Annotated in this window: 16 protein-coding genes; 7 read left to right on the top strand and 9 right to left on the bottom strand. The window is 57.2% G+C overall.

Annotation, left to right across the window (positions count from 1 at the left end):
• The first annotated feature begins 76 nt into the window (after nt 1-76).
• Both ggt and G6L01_RS26990 read left to right on the top strand, forming a co-directional pair.
• Nucleotides 77-1,789, top strand: coding sequence for a gamma-glutamyltransferase (gene ggt, locus G6L01_RS26995; protein WP_174096547.1), 1,713 nt, complete (start codon nt 77-79; stop codon nt 1,787-1,789).
• A gap of 42 nt (nt 1,790-1,831) precedes the next feature.
• A complete protein-coding gene (locus tag G6L01_RS26990) occupies nt 1,832-2,296 on the top strand; it encodes a VOC family protein (RefSeq protein WP_174096546.1) in 465 nt (154 codons plus the stop codon).
• 151 nt (nt 2,297-2,447) lie between these two features.
• On the opposite strand, the gene G6L01_RS26985 is transcribed toward G6L01_RS26990, so the two are convergent.
• Nucleotides 2,448-2,600, bottom strand: coding sequence for a hypothetical protein (locus G6L01_RS26985; protein ID WP_174096419.1), 153 nt, complete (start codon nt 2,598-2,600; stop codon nt 2,448-2,450).
• Between G6L01_RS26985 and hglS (G6L01_RS26980) the strand changes: the two genes are divergently transcribed.
• From hglS (G6L01_RS26980) to ydiJ, 4 genes are all read left to right on the top strand, one after another.
• Nucleotides 2,533-3,909 (top strand): 2-oxoadipate dioxygenase/decarboxylase HglS, encoded by a 1,377-nt coding sequence (gene hglS / locus G6L01_RS26980; protein WP_174096637.1) that lies wholly within the window; start codon nt 2,533-2,535, stop codon nt 3,907-3,909. The two genes, G6L01_RS26985 and hglS (G6L01_RS26980), sit on opposite strands and share 68 nt — an antisense overlap.
• Nucleotides 3,910-4,165: 256 nt before the next feature.
• Nucleotides 4,166-5,563: a 2-oxoadipate dioxygenase/decarboxylase HglS gene (gene hglS / locus G6L01_RS26975; protein ID WP_174096636.1), complete on the top strand. Its 1,398-nt coding sequence runs from the start codon at nt 4,166-4,168 to the stop codon at nt 5,561-5,563.
• Nucleotides 5,564-5,670: 107 nt separating this feature from the next.
• Nucleotides 5,671-6,903 carry a pyridoxal phosphate-dependent aminotransferase gene (locus G6L01_RS26970; protein WP_174096545.1) on the top strand — a complete coding sequence of 411 codons (1,233 nt, stop codon included), beginning with the start codon at nt 5,671-5,673 and terminating at the stop codon, nt 6,901-6,903.
• Between the two features lie 21 nt (nt 6,904-6,924).
• Nucleotides 6,925-9,966 carry a D-2-hydroxyglutarate dehydrogenase YdiJ gene (gene ydiJ, locus G6L01_RS26965; RefSeq protein WP_174096544.1) on the top strand — a complete coding sequence of 1,014 codons (3,042 nt, stop codon included), beginning with the start codon at nt 6,925-6,927 and terminating at the stop codon, nt 9,964-9,966.
• Nucleotides 9,967-10,167: 201 nt separating this feature from the next.
• Here ydiJ and G6L01_RS26960 read toward each other — a convergent pair whose 3' ends face one another.
• The 6 genes from G6L01_RS26960 to G6L01_RS26935 form a co-directional block, all read right to left on the bottom strand.
• A complete protein-coding gene (locus G6L01_RS26960; protein WP_174096543.1) occupies nt 10,168-10,701 on the bottom strand; it encodes a GNAT family N-acetyltransferase in 534 nt (177 codons plus the stop codon).
• A 341-nt stretch (nt 10,702-11,042) separates the two neighbouring features.
• Nucleotides 11,043-11,573, bottom strand: a complete 531-nt coding sequence (locus G6L01_RS26955; protein WP_174096542.1) for a GNAT family N-acetyltransferase — start codon at nt 11,571-11,573, stop codon at nt 11,043-11,045.
• Nucleotides 11,574-11,642: 69 nt separating this feature from the next.
• A complete protein-coding gene (locus G6L01_RS26950) occupies nt 11,643-12,356 on the bottom strand; it encodes an alpha/beta fold hydrolase (RefSeq protein ID WP_202032399.1) in 714 nt (237 codons plus the stop codon).
• Nucleotides 12,357-12,405: 49 nt separating this feature from the next.
• Nucleotides 12,406-12,801 carry a chorismate mutase gene (locus tag G6L01_RS26945; protein WP_202032390.1) on the bottom strand — a complete coding sequence of 132 codons (396 nt, stop codon included), beginning with the start codon at nt 12,799-12,801 and terminating at the stop codon, nt 12,406-12,408.
• Between the two features lie 355 nt (nt 12,802-13,156).
• Nucleotides 13,157-13,591, bottom strand: a complete 435-nt coding sequence (locus G6L01_RS26940) for a nuclear transport factor 2 family protein (protein WP_174096540.1) — start codon at nt 13,589-13,591, stop codon at nt 13,157-13,159.
• Entirely contained in the window at nt 13,584-14,156 is a 573-nt protein-coding gene (locus tag G6L01_RS26935; protein ID WP_174096539.1) for a nuclear transport factor 2 family protein, read from the bottom strand. The genes G6L01_RS26940 and G6L01_RS26935 overlap by 8 nt, the downstream gene beginning before the upstream one ends.
• Before the next feature lie 236 nt (nt 14,157-14,392).
• Between G6L01_RS26935 and G6L01_RS26930 the strand changes: the two genes are divergently transcribed.
• Nucleotides 14,393-14,989 (top strand): cupin domain-containing protein, encoded by a 597-nt coding sequence (locus G6L01_RS26930; protein WP_202032389.1) that lies wholly within the window; start codon nt 14,393-14,395, stop codon nt 14,987-14,989.
• Between the two features lie 165 nt (nt 14,990-15,154).
• On the opposite strand, the gene G6L01_RS26925 is transcribed toward G6L01_RS26930, so the two are convergent.
• Together G6L01_RS26925 and G6L01_RS26920 are read right to left on the bottom strand one after the other, a co-directional pair.
• Nucleotides 15,155-15,727, bottom strand: a complete 573-nt coding sequence (locus tag G6L01_RS26925) for a DUF308 domain-containing protein (protein WP_174096538.1) — start codon at nt 15,725-15,727, stop codon at nt 15,155-15,157.
• Nucleotides 15,728-15,775: 48 nt separating this feature from the next.
• A complete protein-coding gene (locus tag G6L01_RS26920) occupies nt 15,776-16,051 on the bottom strand; it encodes a hypothetical protein (protein ID WP_174096537.1) in 276 nt (91 codons plus the stop codon).
• Between the last annotated feature and the right edge of the window lie 57 nt (nt 16,052-16,108).

Genomic DNA, 16,108 nt, shown 5'->3' with positions numbered 1-16,108 from the left:
ATAACTGGTGGTTTGAACGGCCCGTCACATAAGTCTGACGGCGGGCCTTGGCGCGTGGATTTAGCGGGTGGGTAGCATGGAACGGCAGGCACAGTCATCAGAATGGGTGCACGATAAGACAGAGGCCAGGTCGAAGAACGGCATGGTCGTCGCGCGGCATCCTCTCTCAGCCGAGGCTGGCAGGAAAATCCTAGAAAAAGGTGGCAACGCCGTCGATGCGGCGATAGGCGCTTCGCTCGTCGGTAGTGTCGTGCAGCCGATGGCCAACACGATTGGCGGTGGTGGCTTGATGATCATCAGCCATCCCATCAAGGGAAAAACTGCAATCAACTACCTCTACGAAGCCCCGCAACGGGCTCACGCCGCCATGTTTCCGATGGAAGACGATGCAGCGCCAGGACTTTTTGGATGGACCGGGATCAAGGACCAGTTGAATGAAATTGGCGGTTTGGCGGTCGGCACTCCGGGGTCGATCGCAGGTCTGCATGCTGTCTCATCCGAATTTGGACGGCTGCCATGGAGCGCGGTGGTCGGACCGGCGATCGAGGCTGCAAGATCAGGCTTCTCGATGGACTGGTACGGTTCTCTTATGCTCTCCGTTCATGCCGATCAGATGCAGAAATTTCCTGCGACTGCGCGGCAATTCCTCAGGGACGGCGTGTACACGTACCGTCCCTCAGTGATTGGCAAAGCGGATGTCCATGTCCAGATTGCCCTTGCCGACACACTGACGAAAGTTGCTGCAGGTGGAGCAGACATATTTTACCGAGGTGAAATCGCGGAAGGCATCTCCCGGTCGGTGAAGGCTTCCGGCGGGCTGTTAGAGACTTCAGACCTGGAGAACTACACGGTCCGCAGATATCAACCATCCACTGTGAGATACCGAAACTTCGCTGTCGACTACGTTCCCTATGCGTCTCCAACACTGGCGCTGTTCTTGAACTTGATGAACCAGTTCGACCTCTCCGGCCATGGTTCTGACAGCGCATATCGATATCATCTCGTCGCCGAAGCCCTGAAACGGAGTTGGCAATATCGAGACGCCTTCAACGGCGACACCGATGTGGTCGATGGACCCTGGAAAGGACTTTCCAGTCCTGAATTTGCGGCGGAAGTGGCAAAAACCATCAGCGTCGACCGCGTTTCGGCAAGCAGGACGGATGTCGATCCATTCGAATTCCAGCCGGGAACGTCGGACGGCGATGCGACGTCCGGAAAGCCGGCGCGACACGAGGGAACTGTCCATATTTCGGCCGCAGACAGCGACGGTTGCATGGTTGGCCTAACCGAAACAGTGGTCGGGAACTTTGGTTCTCTGGTGACCAGTGAACACGGCATTTTGCTCAACAACGGGATGATCGGGTTCAGTCCCATTGCTGGCCAGATGAATTCCGTCGCACCGGGCAAAAGGCCGAGTTCGAATATGAGCCCCGTCCTTGTATTTGACGAGGACGGGAAACCTCTCGCAACCTTGGGCGCGTCCGGCGGACGAAAAATCATCCCCGCGGTCGCACAAATTCTGACGCTCTTCATGGATCACGACTTGCCGATGCAAGCCGCGGTTTCCCATCCGAGGCTTGATCTCGAAGGAGAGACGATAATCGCAGATTCACGCATTCCCAAGGCTGTGCTCCGAAAATTGGAAGACATGGGTCATGCCCTTGAAGTCCGAACGGAAGGCTTGTCGACATTCGAGTTCGGAAACCCTTGCGGGATCATGTTTGATGACGCCGGCCTGATGATTTCAGGCGTGAATCCATTTCAGGCTACGGCCGCTTCAGGCTTTTAAGACGGTTTTTCTCCAGCAGTAAACGAAACGAGCAGGTGAACGATGGAACTCAAATTCAGCCATGTGGACATTTTGGTCCATGATCTTGATAAGGCGGTCGAATATTACCGAAGGGTCTTAAATTGCACCGCATCGGAGAAAATCGTCTGGAACCGTGATGGGTTCCACGTCGAGTACATCATCATGTTCAACGGTGATGAACGCTTCTTCCTGGTCCAGCCTCATGCAGGCAATCTCAAGGATCTGATTGAGGAAAAAGGCGAAGGTACGATCTACCGGCTCTGCTACACCGTGCCGGACATGCTTGAGGCTTATGATGAACTCCTTGCCTCAGGCGTTCAGCCCGAGAATGAAAATGGCCAGCCAATCTCGAAAGAGGCGCTCGAGTCTCCTTCCGGGACCCGGATCGTGTGGCTGCCGAAAGCTTTCGGTGGGCTTTCAATTGAGTTGCTTGAGCGCGCTGGAATGGAGGCAAAAATGGAGGCGAGAAAAGCGGCTTCCAAATAAGTTAAGCAACATCTGCTGCGGTAGCCGCGGCGAGAGGGTGCCATGATCGACATACCGGACCTCGAATTTGCACGCCGTATGGGTAACGAGTTGGGAGACATCCAGTTCGGCAATGTCGCTCGGCTTGTTCGGCGGCTCCTGGTCGCCCTCTTCAAAAACCGTTTGCGATGATGCGGCGCGACGCGACGGCGCCGCGCTCACCACCAATGTCAGGCAACAACAATAAAGGCAGTCGGATCGTGGTTTCCACATTTATGTCACCCGATGACATAAGAGCAGCCTTTTCCTCGGCAATGTCTTCCATGTGCCGAGAAGAGGTTCCTGCGTATGCCACATTGATCGACCTTGTGTCGAAGGTGGACGAAAATTTACTGGCGCGACGATCGAGGTTAAGAGAACAACCGCCATCCGACGCAACGCTGGAGCGCGTTGGCGAAGAACCGCATGTTTCAATTCTGCTAGGCATTGCCAGCGAACTTAATGACACCCGTCGCTTGTTCGCGGTCATGGGCATGTATCCTGTCGGCTACTATGACTTGTCGGAAGCGGGCGTCCCTATCCATTCGACTTCGTTTCGACCTGTCGAGACCACAGCCTTGTTGAGGAAGCCATTTCGGGTTTTCACTTCCCTACTCAGGCTAGACCTCATCTCGGATCTACCGCTCCGATCCGAAGCTTCAAGGATACTTGCGCGTCGAAAGATATTTACGGAAGAAACCCTTGCATTGGTTGCGAAAGCCGAGCTGCATGGAGGCTTGACCCGAAACGATGCGGTGCGGTTCGTCGCATCCGTGGTAGCGACATTCCGATGGCAATATTCATCGGGCGTGCCGAAAGAATTTGAGCGCCTTCGCCATGATCACCATGAAGTGGCAGATGTCGTTTCGTTGAAAGCACCATACATCAATCATCTCACAGCCAGCACACTCGACATCGATACGGTGCAGGCGAGAATACCACTCATTGGGATCACGCCCACTCCCGTGATTGCCGGTCCTCCGCCGCGCAAATGCCCGATCTTTCTGAGGCAGTTTTCTTTCAAGTCGGTTGCAGGTGTCTCGTTTGAAAAAGCTAATGGGCATCAGGGATCGCACACCGCCCGATTTGGTGAAATTGTGCAACGAGGTATCGCCCTGACGGCTAAGGGCCGAAAGCTCTACGATCGGCTTTTGACTGACACGAGAAGAGTGACCGTGCCTGCTGCCGACGGCTCGAACGCCAAGGACTACCAGGCTGCGCTCGCCGATGCCTTCACTCAATTTCCAGATGATTGGAAAGAAATACGTGAAAGGAAACTGGGGTATTTCTTCTATTCTCGTTTGGACAACAAGCCCTTTTCCCCATACCACGATCTCGAAGATCTAATCACGATGGGTCGCGTGCGCGCCGATCCCATCATCTACGAAGGCTTCCTTCCGAGCAGCGGCGCTGGCGCATTTCATTGGAACGGTCATGACAATCAAAACGAGCAGTTCGGTGCTCGTCCTGACCAAGCTGGTTTTGAGCGGGATCTGGGGCAGACCGTTCTGAACGAGTTTGCTCGTTATCAGGCAATCGAGTCGGCATCGATCCATGCATGTCTTTCACGACCAAGCTTGAGACGGATAGCGTGATGGATCGCCACTTGAGAAATCGTGGTACGCCATCGTACGTGCCGCGGCATGCGGGCAGAATCGATGATGTTCGCCCCTTAATGACGCCCGATTGGGCGACGAGGCCGATTTCCTCTCGTCACGGCGCAACGGTTCGCGTCGTCTCGGACTACGCGATAATCGCCCGAAAGCACTGCAAGCAGACGCGGGCTTTGTCGCCTGTTCAACGGTCTCTTAACAAGAGACAACCTCGTTCAACATCCCATTGAAAGCCAAGATGATGACAAGACATGTACCCTCTAGCGATATACGCGCCACTTTTTCCGCAGCCATGTCGTCTATGTACCGCGACGAAGTCCCGGCCTACGGGACTTTGTTGGAACTGGTCGCGCGGGTGAATGCCGAAACGCTCTCGGAACAGCCCGAGCTTGCAGCGCGCCTTGAAGCGACCGAGAATCTGGAGCGCATTTCCGAGGAGCGTCACGGCGCGATCCGTCTCGGAACGGCTGAGGAACTGGCGATGATGCGCCGCGTCTTTGCCGTCATGGGTATGTATCCGGTCGGCTATTACGATCTCTCGACCGCGGGCGTTCCCGTTCACTCAACCGCCTTCCGACCGGTGGGTGACGGCGCGCTGAAGCGCAACCCGTTCCGCGTCTTCACCTCGCTGCTCCGCCTCGATCTCATTGGAGACGCGCAGCTGCGCGACGAAGCTGCAATGATCCTTTCGACGCGCCGCATCTTCACCGATGAGGCCATCGCCCTGACGAAGAAGGCTGAAGAACACGGTGGCCTGGCCACGGAGGATGCCGATCGTTTCGTCGCTGCGGTGCTCGAAACCTTCCGCTGGCACGACAAGGCGATCGTCGACGTAGCGATGTATCACCGTCTGCACGACGCGCACCGCCTGATCGCCGACGTCGTGTCTTTCAAGGGCCCGCATATCAATCACCTGACGCCGCGTACGCTTGATATCGATAAAGTACAGCGCCTAATGCCCGATTACGGCATTGCTCCCAAGGCAGTTGTTGAAGGGCCGCCGACCCGGCGCTGCTCCATATTGTTGCGCCAGACGTCGTTCAAGGCACTTGAAGAAGCCGTTGCTTTTTCGGATGGCAAAGGCGGCTGGCAGACTGGCTCGCACACGGCGCGTTTTGGCGAAATCGAACAACGCGGCATCGCACTGACGCCGAAGGGTCGCGGTCTTTACGACAGGCTTCTGGAACAGTCGCGCAAGGTCGTTCGCCCGGCGGCTGACGGCTCGAACGCGGAGGCCTACGAGGCGGCACTTTCGGCCACCTTCGAAGCCTTCCCTGATGACTGGGCGACGATCCGCGCCGAAGGGCTCGGCTATTTCAGCTATTCGCTGACGGAGAAGGGCATGAAAGCATCGACGGATCCTAATGCTGATATCGAGAGCCTTGTTTCGCAAGGTCTCGTCCAGTTCGACCCGATCGTCTATGAAGATTTCCTGCCGGTTAGCGCGGCCGGGATTTTCCAATCCAACCTCGGCGATGGCGCACAGCAGGAATTCGTCGCTGGCCCGAACCAGCAGCGCTTCGAGACTGATTTAGGCGCCGAGGTTCTCAACGAGTTCGAACACTACGGCGAGATTGAACGCGCCTCCATTCAGGCCTGCATCGATCACCTCACTGGCCGCCTTGCTGCCGAATAGAACACCAGCGCGAACGAGCGTGCTTTGGGCGTCAACACACGCTGTGTGTGAAGATGTGGCGATGCCTATCGACCGTCTCGTCGTATCCCGAACAGGACATGCAGGCTATGACTTCTAACAATATCGAAGGGGCGAGTTTCAAACTCGCTTCGCGGATCGCTACAGTTGGCGTTTCAAAAATCCTACAGATCGGCGCGAAAGCGGCCGCCATGAAGCGTGGGGGCCTTCCGGTCATCATTCTCGGCGCCGGCGAGCCCGATTTCGACACGCCCGACAACGTCAAGGATGCCGCGAAACGAGCGATCGATGCCGGGGAGACGAAATACACCGCTCTCGACGGCACACCGGCGCTGAAGAAGGCGATCGTCGAAAAGTTCCGACGTGAAAACAGTGTCGACTATACGACCGAGGAAGTGACGGTCGCGACGGGCGCCAAGCAGATCCTGTTCAACGCCTTCATGTCGAGCATCGACCCTGGCGACGAAGTGATCATCCCGACGCCCTACTGGACGTCCTATTCCGATATCGTCGAGATCTGCGGCGGCGTTTCCGTGCTCATCCCCTGTGATGCACAGGCGGGCTTCCGCCTGCAGGCAGAGCAACTGGAAAAGGCGATTACCCCGCAGACGCGCTGGGTACTTCTCAACTCGCCGTCCAACCCCTCGGGCGCTGCCTACAGCGCCGAAGACTATCGCCCGCTGCTCGATGTGCTTCTGCGCCATCCGCATGTCTGGCTGATGGTGGACGATATGTACGAGCACATCGTCTATGATGATTTCGCATTCGTAACGCCGGTCGCGATCGAGCCGCGCCTGAAGGAGCGCACGCTCACCATCAATGGCGTCTCGAAGGCCTATGCGATGACTGGATGGCGCATCGGCTATGCCGGCGGCCCCAAGGCGCTCATCAAGGCCATGGCAGTCATTCAGAGCCAGGCCACGTCTTGCCCCTCCTCCGTCGGCCAAGCCGCTTCCGTCGAGGCGTTGAACGGTCCCCAGGATTTCCTGAAGGGTCGGCGCGACAGCTTCCGCCAGCGGCGCGATCTCGTCGTCTCGCGGCTGAACGCGATCGATGGTCTGGAATGCCGCGCGCCAGAAGGCGCATTCTACACATTCTCGGGATGTTCAGGCGTTTTGGGCAAGACGACGCCCAAGGGCAAGAGGCTGGAAACCGATCAGGATTTCACCGACTACCTTCTGGAAGAGGCGCATGTTGCGGTGGTTCCGGGATCAGCATTCGGGCTTTCGCCCTATTTCCGGATTTCCTACGCGACATCCAAACCAGAGCTTGTTGAGGCCCTCGACCGCATCGAGCGCGCCTGCGCCGCATTGCGGACCTAACGGGTCCCGGCAGCACCTACAATGATCCCACGTCTTCGCTCTGATCATGGTCAGCAACCATCACAACCCGGCTTCTTCGAACGTCTCGTTGAAGCCGGATTTGCTGGTGACGTGGAAACCAAGGCTGCCTCGCGGACGGTCTCGGCGACCGATAATTCGATCTACCAGATCGTGCCGTCCGGCATCCTGTTTCCGAAGGGCGTCGATGATCTGAAGGTGATCGCCAGCGTCCTGTTGGAGCGCCGCTTCCAGAAGATAACGATCGCCCCTCGCGGCGGCGGCACAGGCACCAATGGCCAGTCGCTGACATCAGGTGTGGTGATTGATTGTTCCCGCCACATGAACCGCATTCTGGGAATTGATCCCGTAAGACGGACCGCCCGCGTACAAGCCGGAGTCGTCAAGGATCAGCTGAACCGGGCGCTGAAGCCATATGGCCTGTTTTTCGCACCTGAGCTTTCCACCTCGAATCGGGCGACGATCGGCGGCATGGTCTCGACGGATGCTTGCGGCCAGGGCTCCTGCCTCTATGGCAAGACCTCCAATCACGTGCTCGGCCTGCATATCGTCCTGACCGACGGTTCAGACTGGTGGTCGCGGCCGATGGATGATGCCGAGCTTGCCGGCATCATGGCGCAACAGGATCGCATCGGCGACATCCACCGCACGGTGGAGACGATCGCGCGGCAAAAGCGCGAGCGCATCGCCGCGGTATTTCCAAAACTCAACCGCTACATGACCGGTTACGACCTCGCCCATATCCACCGCGAGGACGGCCGCTTCGACCTGAACGCCATCCTCTGCGGCTCGGAAGGCACGCTGGCGATGATTGCCGAGGCGGAGCTGAATCTGCTGCCGATCCCCGCCAAGGCCGCACTCGTCAATATCCGCTATGGCGACTTCAACGCCGCGCTCAAGGATGCCCGCAGCCTGACGGCCCTGAAGGTCGCCTCGGTCGAGACCGTGGACGAAAAGGTGTTGGGGCTTGCCCGGCAGGACATCATCTGGACCGGCATCGCCCGCTTCTTTCCGGATGGGGACGCGATCCCGGCGAACGGCATTAACATCGTCGAGGTGCTTGCCGATAATGTGGCCGAGCTTGAGGAGAAGCTTGGCGCTCTGACCGAAACGCTCGATCGGGGGCAGGAAGCCGGACGCCTCGGCTACACGGTTGCCCGCGATCCTCAGGATATCGAGGCGATCTGGACGATGCGCAAGCGCGCCGTCGGCCTCCTCGGCAATGTCGATGGCCCCATCAGGCCGGTTGCCTTCGTCGAGGACACGGCGGTACCGCCGGAGAACCTGGCGGCCTATATCCGCGAGTTCCGTGCGCTGCTCGACGATGCCGGTGTTTCGTACGGAATGTTCGGGCATGTCGATGCCGGCGTGCTACACGTGCGCCCGGCGCTCGATCTCACCCGCGGGGATCATGTGCCGATGGTGCGGCAGATCAGCGATGCCGTTGTGGCGCTGACACGCAAACATGGCGGCGTTTTGTGGGGCGAGCATGGCAAGGGCGTGCGGTCCGAATATGTGCCCGAGTTTTTCGGCGATCTTTATCCCGACCTCCAGGACATCAAGCGCGCCTTCGACCCGGAAAACCGGCTCAACCCCGGCAAGATCGCCGCGCCGTCCTCGGCTCCCGCCCCTCTCCTGAAGATCGACGAGGTGCCGCTGCGCGGTGCATACGACCAGGCGATCGGCAACGAAATCCGCGCCGCCTTCGATAACGCCGCCTATTGCAACGGAAATGGCGCCTGTTTCGATTTCGACGAGACGAGCCCGATGTGTCCCTCCTTCAAGGCAACGCGCGATCGGCGGTTCTCACCGAAGGGCCGCGCAATGCTCATGCGGGAATGGCTGCGGCTGCTCGCCGACAAGCAGATCGATCCTCGCAAAGAAGCTGGGCGGCTGCGGGGCGGCAACGCGCTGGTTAGCCTTCCGGTACGCCTCTACAACAGCCTCAATCCTAAAAACCGCGCCGACTTTTCCCATGAGGTGCGCGAGGCCATGGATAACTGCCTCGCGTGCAAGGCTTGCGCCGGGCAATGTCCCGTGAAGGTTAGCGTTCCCGCCTTCCGCTCCAAGTTTCTCGAGCTATATTATGGCCGCTACCTGCGGCCGCTGACGGACCCGCTCGTCTCGGCGATCGAAACCACTCTGCCGTGGATGAGAAGGATCCGGCCGCTCTACAATCTCGCCGCAGGGACAGCTCTTGGTCAGCGCCTGATGCGGGCCGCCGGCCTGACATCGCTTCCGCTCCTGCCGAAAACCTCACTGCAAACAGCGGCAAGCCGTCTCGGCATCGCTACTGCGGACCCCGAGGTTCTGGCCAGGCTTCCGGCCGCAGAGCGGCAGGCCATCGTCGTCTTCGTGCCGGATGCCTTCACGGCGTCCTTCGATCCTGACGTGGTGATCGCCGCGATCAAGCTGGCGCAGAAGATGGGGCTGTCGCCAATGCTCGCCGCATCGCTTGTCAATGGCAAGGCGCTGCACGTGCATGGCTATCTCGGCCAGTTTGAGAAAGCGGCCCTCAAGACTGCGAACTACCTGGAGCGGCTTGCCGAGACCGGCGTGACGCTTGTCGGCCTCGATCCGTCAATGACACTCGCCTTTCGCAGCGAGTACAAGGGCATCACAGGGATCGAGCCATCCGCACCTGTTCTGCTGCCGCAGGAATGGCTGGCCGCCAATCTCGAGCGGCTGGCGAAAAGCATCATGCCGCCCCCAGGCAAGCGCTTTCAGCTGTTGCCGCATTGTACGGAACGCAGCAATGCACCAGCCTCGACGTCCCAGTGGAAAGCCGTCTTCGACGCCGTTCAGATCAAGCTCGACACGATCCGGGCCGGATGCTGCGGTATGGCCGGGACCTTCGGCCACCAGACCCGCAACCGCGCCGTCTCAGAACAGCTCTATGCCATGAGCTGGGCCGGCCCCATCGCCGCCGCATCGGATGACACCGTGATCATGGCGACCGGCTATTCCTGCCGCTCGCAGGCGAAAGCAATCAACGCGATTGAGCTTCCTCACCCCCTCCAAATCTTAGAACGGCATGCTCTGTGAGCGCGATATGCAAAGCAGACTTCCTGAACTGCAGGGATCCAGGAACTGAGAGATCATGGTCGGTGTGAATTCATATCGTTGTAGCGAGATCACAGTCGGCAGATCAGAGGTTACTGCATCATTCGTCCGTCCTTGGGCAACAGGCGTCGCCTTCTGGCCCTGGGAATTGCACAGGTCACCTGATCCAGAAGTTTTTCGTTGTCATGGGCGCGGCAACGATTTGCGGAGTGTAATCAGCGTCAGATCGTCCAGGAGCGGTACCCCCACACTTGGGTCATCGTAAGGGAAAGGCTCGATTTCTCCAGTTTTTTCGTAACCCCTCCGCTCATACCAGGCGATCAAGCTATCCCGGATCCCGATAACCGAGATGTCTATCGAAAACCCACCCCGTTCGCCGACGAACGTTTCGGCCGCGGTCATGATTGATCTGCCGATGCCTGTAGTTTGACGCGCCGGATTGACCGCCAGCATCGACAGATACCATTCGTTATTTTTCACCGGGCGAACCGCCACGCATCCCTGAATTTGGTGGGAGGTCTGATCTTTTGCGAGCAGGATTTTGGTCTGCTCTCCGTCGATCATCCTTTTGACAGCTGCTCGATCAACCCGATGTCCTTCTATCAGACCGGCTTCCGTCGTCCAGCCGTGGTTCGAGACGCCGCGATATGCCTCGTTAACAAGATCAACCACAATGTCGATCTCGTTTTGATTAGCAATTGTAAGCTGCATTATCATTTTCTCTCCTGCTTTTTAACTCGTTCGAGAGGCCAGGGCCTCGCTAATGCAGTTTTTTCGTTCTCTGGTGTTTCTTAAGCATCCAGCAACTTGATCGCTGGGGAGGCCAATCGAGCCAATGCTTTAAGAGGATCACCACTTTTCCACCGGGCTGCCTGATCAGCGTGTCAACCAAGCCATCGGCGTCGGCCAGCCTAACGCTAATCTTACGCACCGGTATGTGTCTGATAGTGCCGAACGGAGGAGAACTACCCTTTTGTCGACGAAGGCAAATCCTCTGAGACCATAGATCCGGCGCACGGCCGCCAAATCAATTCGCACCTAAAGTGAGTTCGTGCTGCTCACATCAACTCAAGCCTGCAAGCAATAATGTCGAAATCATCGGCATTGCGATCTATGTTGAGGATGTCACTGACTTTCCTGTCGAACGAGGGGCAGCGTTTGAAACCAAATTTGCTGTAGATCCGTCTGGCGGACGTCATGAAGCTTGTCGTGTGGATTCCAATTGTGAATGCGCTATTCTCGCGTGCTACGCCGACGCAATGTTCAACCAGCTTGTGTCCAATACCCTTGCCTCTCATCCGGGGCGCTACCGCCAGTTTGCGGAAACCGGCCCAGTCGCTCGGCAGCCCCAAACCTTCCGTACTTGCATCCGCGTAGTACATGACGCTTCCTCCGAGTTCACCATCGATCTCGGCTACAAGGACCTCGGCATGGTCCCACTGATAGTTCAAATTCCGCAGATCGGCAAAGTATGCATTCAGGACGGCAGGCGAGACGTCCGTACGGAATTCCTCATAGGCCATGATCCCAATTTGTTCGATGTTTCCGAGCTCGCGTCTTAGTGCGCGACGAACCACGATATCGTTCATCGATCTATCCACTTCTTCTCTGAGAAATTGCGGGGCGGCGCCTGAGAGTGATTTCCAGGCCGGCAGTTCTCACGACTTTGTTGCTTCGATGATGACCTCCGAGATTTCCGTCGGATGCGAGAGCAGCGAAACGTGGCTGGAGGCCAGCTCGATCGTCTTTGCTTTCATCCGTTTCGCCAAAAACCGCTGTAGCTCGGGATCTATGATACGATCCTGAGTGGACACTGCGTAGTAGGAGGGCTTCGAGTGCCACGCGGCAGCTGTCGTTCGTCCCGCAAGTAGGCCCTTCTGAAAGGGCCACTGAGCCGCATACAATGCCTTAGCTTTGGTCACTGGCAAGTCAGGCGCGAAGTCCCGCAGAAAGGCGTCCTCCGTGAGCCGCCCTTCATCTTTATCGAAGACCACCCCTGCTGAACCTGGAGGTGTAGCGAACTTCTTGGCGAGGGCCGAATAGTCTTCGTTGGCGTCGGGTGCGCGAGCCGCCACATAGACCAGCGAAGAGACGGTACGATGCATACCGGCTTCGGTGACGATCATTCCGGAAAACGAGTGGCCTACCAGCACTGCCGGCCCCTCCTGCCGGTCGAGCACCCTGTAACACGCCTGAACGGCCTCGGGCAGTGTCGTCAGCGGATTTTGCACCGAGGTGACATTCAACCCTTGAGCCTGAAGTAGAGGGATCACTTCCGACCAGGATGAGCCGTCGGCAAAAAGCCCGTGAAGCAGCACGACATTTCGGGATTTGAATTCATCTGGGGCGGTTGACTGACTCACTGTTGGCATGGCGGCAGTTGCGGTTGCAGCCAATATGGATGTGGTAAAGGTCCGACGGTTAATTTTCACCTGGTTCAACTCCGGTCGAATGTCTTGTTAGAAGGGCTGCATCACATGTCTTTTGAGCCTTAGGGGGGCCCGATCCCCCGCGCGTTTGCCTGTAGCCATCCGCCATCCTCTCGTGCCGATCAACGACCTGGCTGATGACGAATTTGAGAATCTCTTCAATCATCTCGGGATCCGAACCAGACTCGACTGCTATGCTTCTAGCGCGTACGAACTGGCGATTCTCTCGGTCGTGATCCTTAGAAGCCAGCGCGTGCTCGGCCTTCAACATGCCCACCTCATCAGGGCAGCGAAACCGCTCGGCGAGAATATGGATGAGGGCCGCATCAAGATTGTCGATGCGTTGGCGAACCGGCGCCAAGAGTGTTTGAATTTCAGATGTTTCCAAGTCGTTCTCCTTACTTAATTCTTATCTACCTTCTGATAGGTAGAAATATCGACATTGTCTGTCACTCCACACCCATGTGACGCGCCAAAAATTCAGGTTTTGATGAAGCTGAAAGCCGCCTTGGATCCGCCTCACGCTCGATGCCGAGACGCGCGAAGTTACCAGCGAATATTGACCACCTTAACCGATCGTGGCCTAAGTAACGGAACAGGCATTTAGAAATCCGCAATTCGGTTTTTGGCGTCCGGACAGAGCGGCAGGCGTTTGCAGCGATTTGACCGGCTCGAAGCGCTTTTGGCCAAGTAGCGCGAGCCCATGCTCGCGCCTTATCGCGACCTCTTATGTGCAGATCGCCCTAGTTCCTCGTCGGTTTCTTGTATTCGGGATCAAATAGGTCCCTCATCTTCCCGGTATCGTAATAGCCCCAGATTTCAACGATCTTTGCGTCCCTGATCTTTAACATCCAGAAATAGTCGATACTGAAGTCGGCACCGTTGACGCCCTTGCCGCCCACGGAATGAAAGCGCACGGCGGCCATGTCATCTTCAACGATCGCCGTATCAAAAACCAACTTTGGACGGCTGGCCAGCTTATCGTGCAAAGGACGGAGAACCTGTCTATCGTACACCTCTTTACCTTGATACCGGCCGGCGATTGGAGATTGCCCCATGGGATTGAAGACGACATCTTCATCAAGGGCGTCTAGAAAACCCTGTCCCCAGCCATCTCTGGACAGAGTTTCGAAAAGCTGCTCCACGAATAACCGGTTTTGCTCTGTCAGATCACGCATGGGAAAGAGCCGCTTCGTTCGAGGTGGAATAACGGGCGAGAACATCGTCGAGCCCCTGCTTTAAAAGGTCGCGCGGACCGTCGGAACCGTCGATGGGCAACAGAGTGCGTTTCGCCACTCTCCAGCGACCATCGTGCCGCTCCAGCATCCAGCGGTTTGCGACTGCGCGATGGATACGATAGCCGTTTGACGTGCCGTGGTTGGCAAGTTCGCGCGGTACACCCTGGTGGTCCAGATGAATAATCATGAGATAAGAGGTCACGACTGCCTTATCGCCACGCAGATCGATTAAAGGCAACCCGGTGAAATGTGCCAGACCGCCGCGCATCGCCTCGTCATGGGCCGGTCGCTGGATGAACGCGGCAATCGCATCGACACCCTCGGCACCATCGAGAGCAGGGCCGCGATCGAATACGCCGTTTTCAAGATAGACCGAGCTGGTGTATTCGGCGTGGCCGGTATCAGCACTCGGTGGATGCGACGCAATCAGTTCGTAAATGGCAAGCTTGTCTTCAATGATCCTGAGGCGGGCTTCGACGCAGTTCTCTTGGGAGGAATTCGTCATATCGGTCTCCAATTTTCGAATGTGCTTTAAACCCTCGCGCCACAGGTTCGCCGGCTGCGGCGTGTGTTAGGAGGGGAAAGATGAAGATCACATCGTGTCTTCACTATTGCTTCGGTCAAAATACCGCGCATAATGTCGATATTTCTGCTGTAACGTTCAAAATAAAGCACGGATGCCCACGACTTTCAATGCTCAAAATTTCATTCTGAGCGGATATAATTTTAAACGGAGCTAGAATGGATCTGGTGAATGACAGCGCTATGGAATTCGACGTAGGTAAACGGCTGACCGAGGTCAGGGTGGCCGCGGGCCTATCTCAAAGGGAGTTAGCGGCCCGCTCTGGAGTACCGCACGGCCTCATCTCGGTCATAGAGCGCAACAAGAGCAGCCCTTCCGTTTCCTCACTCCGTAAGATCATTGGCGGCATACCAATGACGCTTGGCGATTTCTTTCATGAATCAACCGGCAATCCAAACCAGATTTTCTTCAAATGTTCAGATCTGACCGACCTCGCACAGCAGATGCCGTTGGCCTTGCAGCATCAAGCGAAGATTGAACTGCTTCAGGTTGGCGATGCCGCCGCGGCTAACTTGCAACTGCTTTTCGAGCGCTACCAGCCCGGCGCCGATACCGGAGAGACGATGTTCCAGCACGACTCGTATGAAGGCGGGATTGTGCTTTCTGGCACATTGGAATTGACGGTGGGCGATCGGGTCGGGGTTCTCAAGGCCGGAGAAGCCTACCTTTTCAACAGTCGGGAACCACATCGCTTTAGAAACGCCGGCGACGATGTCCTAGAACTGATCGCTGCCTGCACACCGCCATTCCTCTGACGGTGTTAGCGACTTGTGATCGCCGGCCTGCCCATGCCAAAAAAATTGCGGCGGTAGCGAGATCTCTTCCACGCGGCGGTGCAACGCCGCGAGATGAACTCAACCCTGCACCGCGTCTTAGGGCGGGATCCATGTCGACAACAAACTCGGGCGACGCGCCAGAAATCAGGCTTTCGCTCTGCGCATGTCGCGAACGCTCAACCAGACGGCAGACAGGAGAAAATAGAAGGCGCCCAAGCCTGCGTAACCAGCAACATTCGCAATCGACGGCTCATCAGGCATGCGCGCCTGAAGGACGAAGAAGATACCTGCGACCGCTGATTGCCCGCCACTAAGAATCATCGCCCACTGGCCCCCGCTCGTTTTCCAGCGGCGAACGGCGGCACTGAGCTGGAGCAGGCCTGAGAAGATCGCCCACAGCCCGAACACAGCAAGAACCCAGTTCATGCTCATCGTCAGCGCGTCGATCACGATCACAGTCATGAGGGAGCTGACCCCAAAATTGAAAGCCTGGCTGCGGTTGCTCGCAAGTCCGCCGTTTCGCCCGGCATCAACGAAGTTTGCAAACGCGTCCCATGCGGGATAGATAACCAGCAAAAGAGCGGCGACGCCGAAGGATTGCCGCCCGACAGTAAGCGCCAGGGCGACCCATATGATGGAGAAAATTGCTCGCATGAAATAGTAGCGCTTCAGCCATATTTCATCGGCGCTGGCGGTTTTCGGTGTCCTGTTGCTCATTTTAGTCTTTCCTTTTTTCTGCGCTTGGGACGTGTGTGCCCTGCGCGTTCAGATGTAGAAAACGCCATTGCCGAAGCGTGTGCGACTGTCGGCCTGTTTTCCAATGCGTTCGTTTTCCCCTGAAAATGTAGGGGCTTTTTCTCGACGGTGCGCGTCTTTCGTCGGGTCTAGACGCTCCATTGCTGCGGTGATGGCCGATTGGCGGGCCGCAACCCAGCGACCGTCGGGATCCGTAAGGATCGAATTTGTCTGGCAGACACTGACGGGGTTCGATGGGTCTATCGCTGAAACCGGCTCAATCCTGTCCACTTTTCGTCTGGTCATGAGACCTCCCTTGCGATCTTGCAAAGCACTTCGGTTGCGGCGACCAAAATCTGGTCA

Source organism: Agrobacterium vitis (assembly GCF_013337045.2).
Lineage (GTDB): Bacteria > Pseudomonadota > Alphaproteobacteria > Rhizobiales > Rhizobiaceae > Allorhizobium > Allorhizobium vitis_B.
This window is presented reverse-complemented; position numbering and strand designations above follow the sequence as displayed.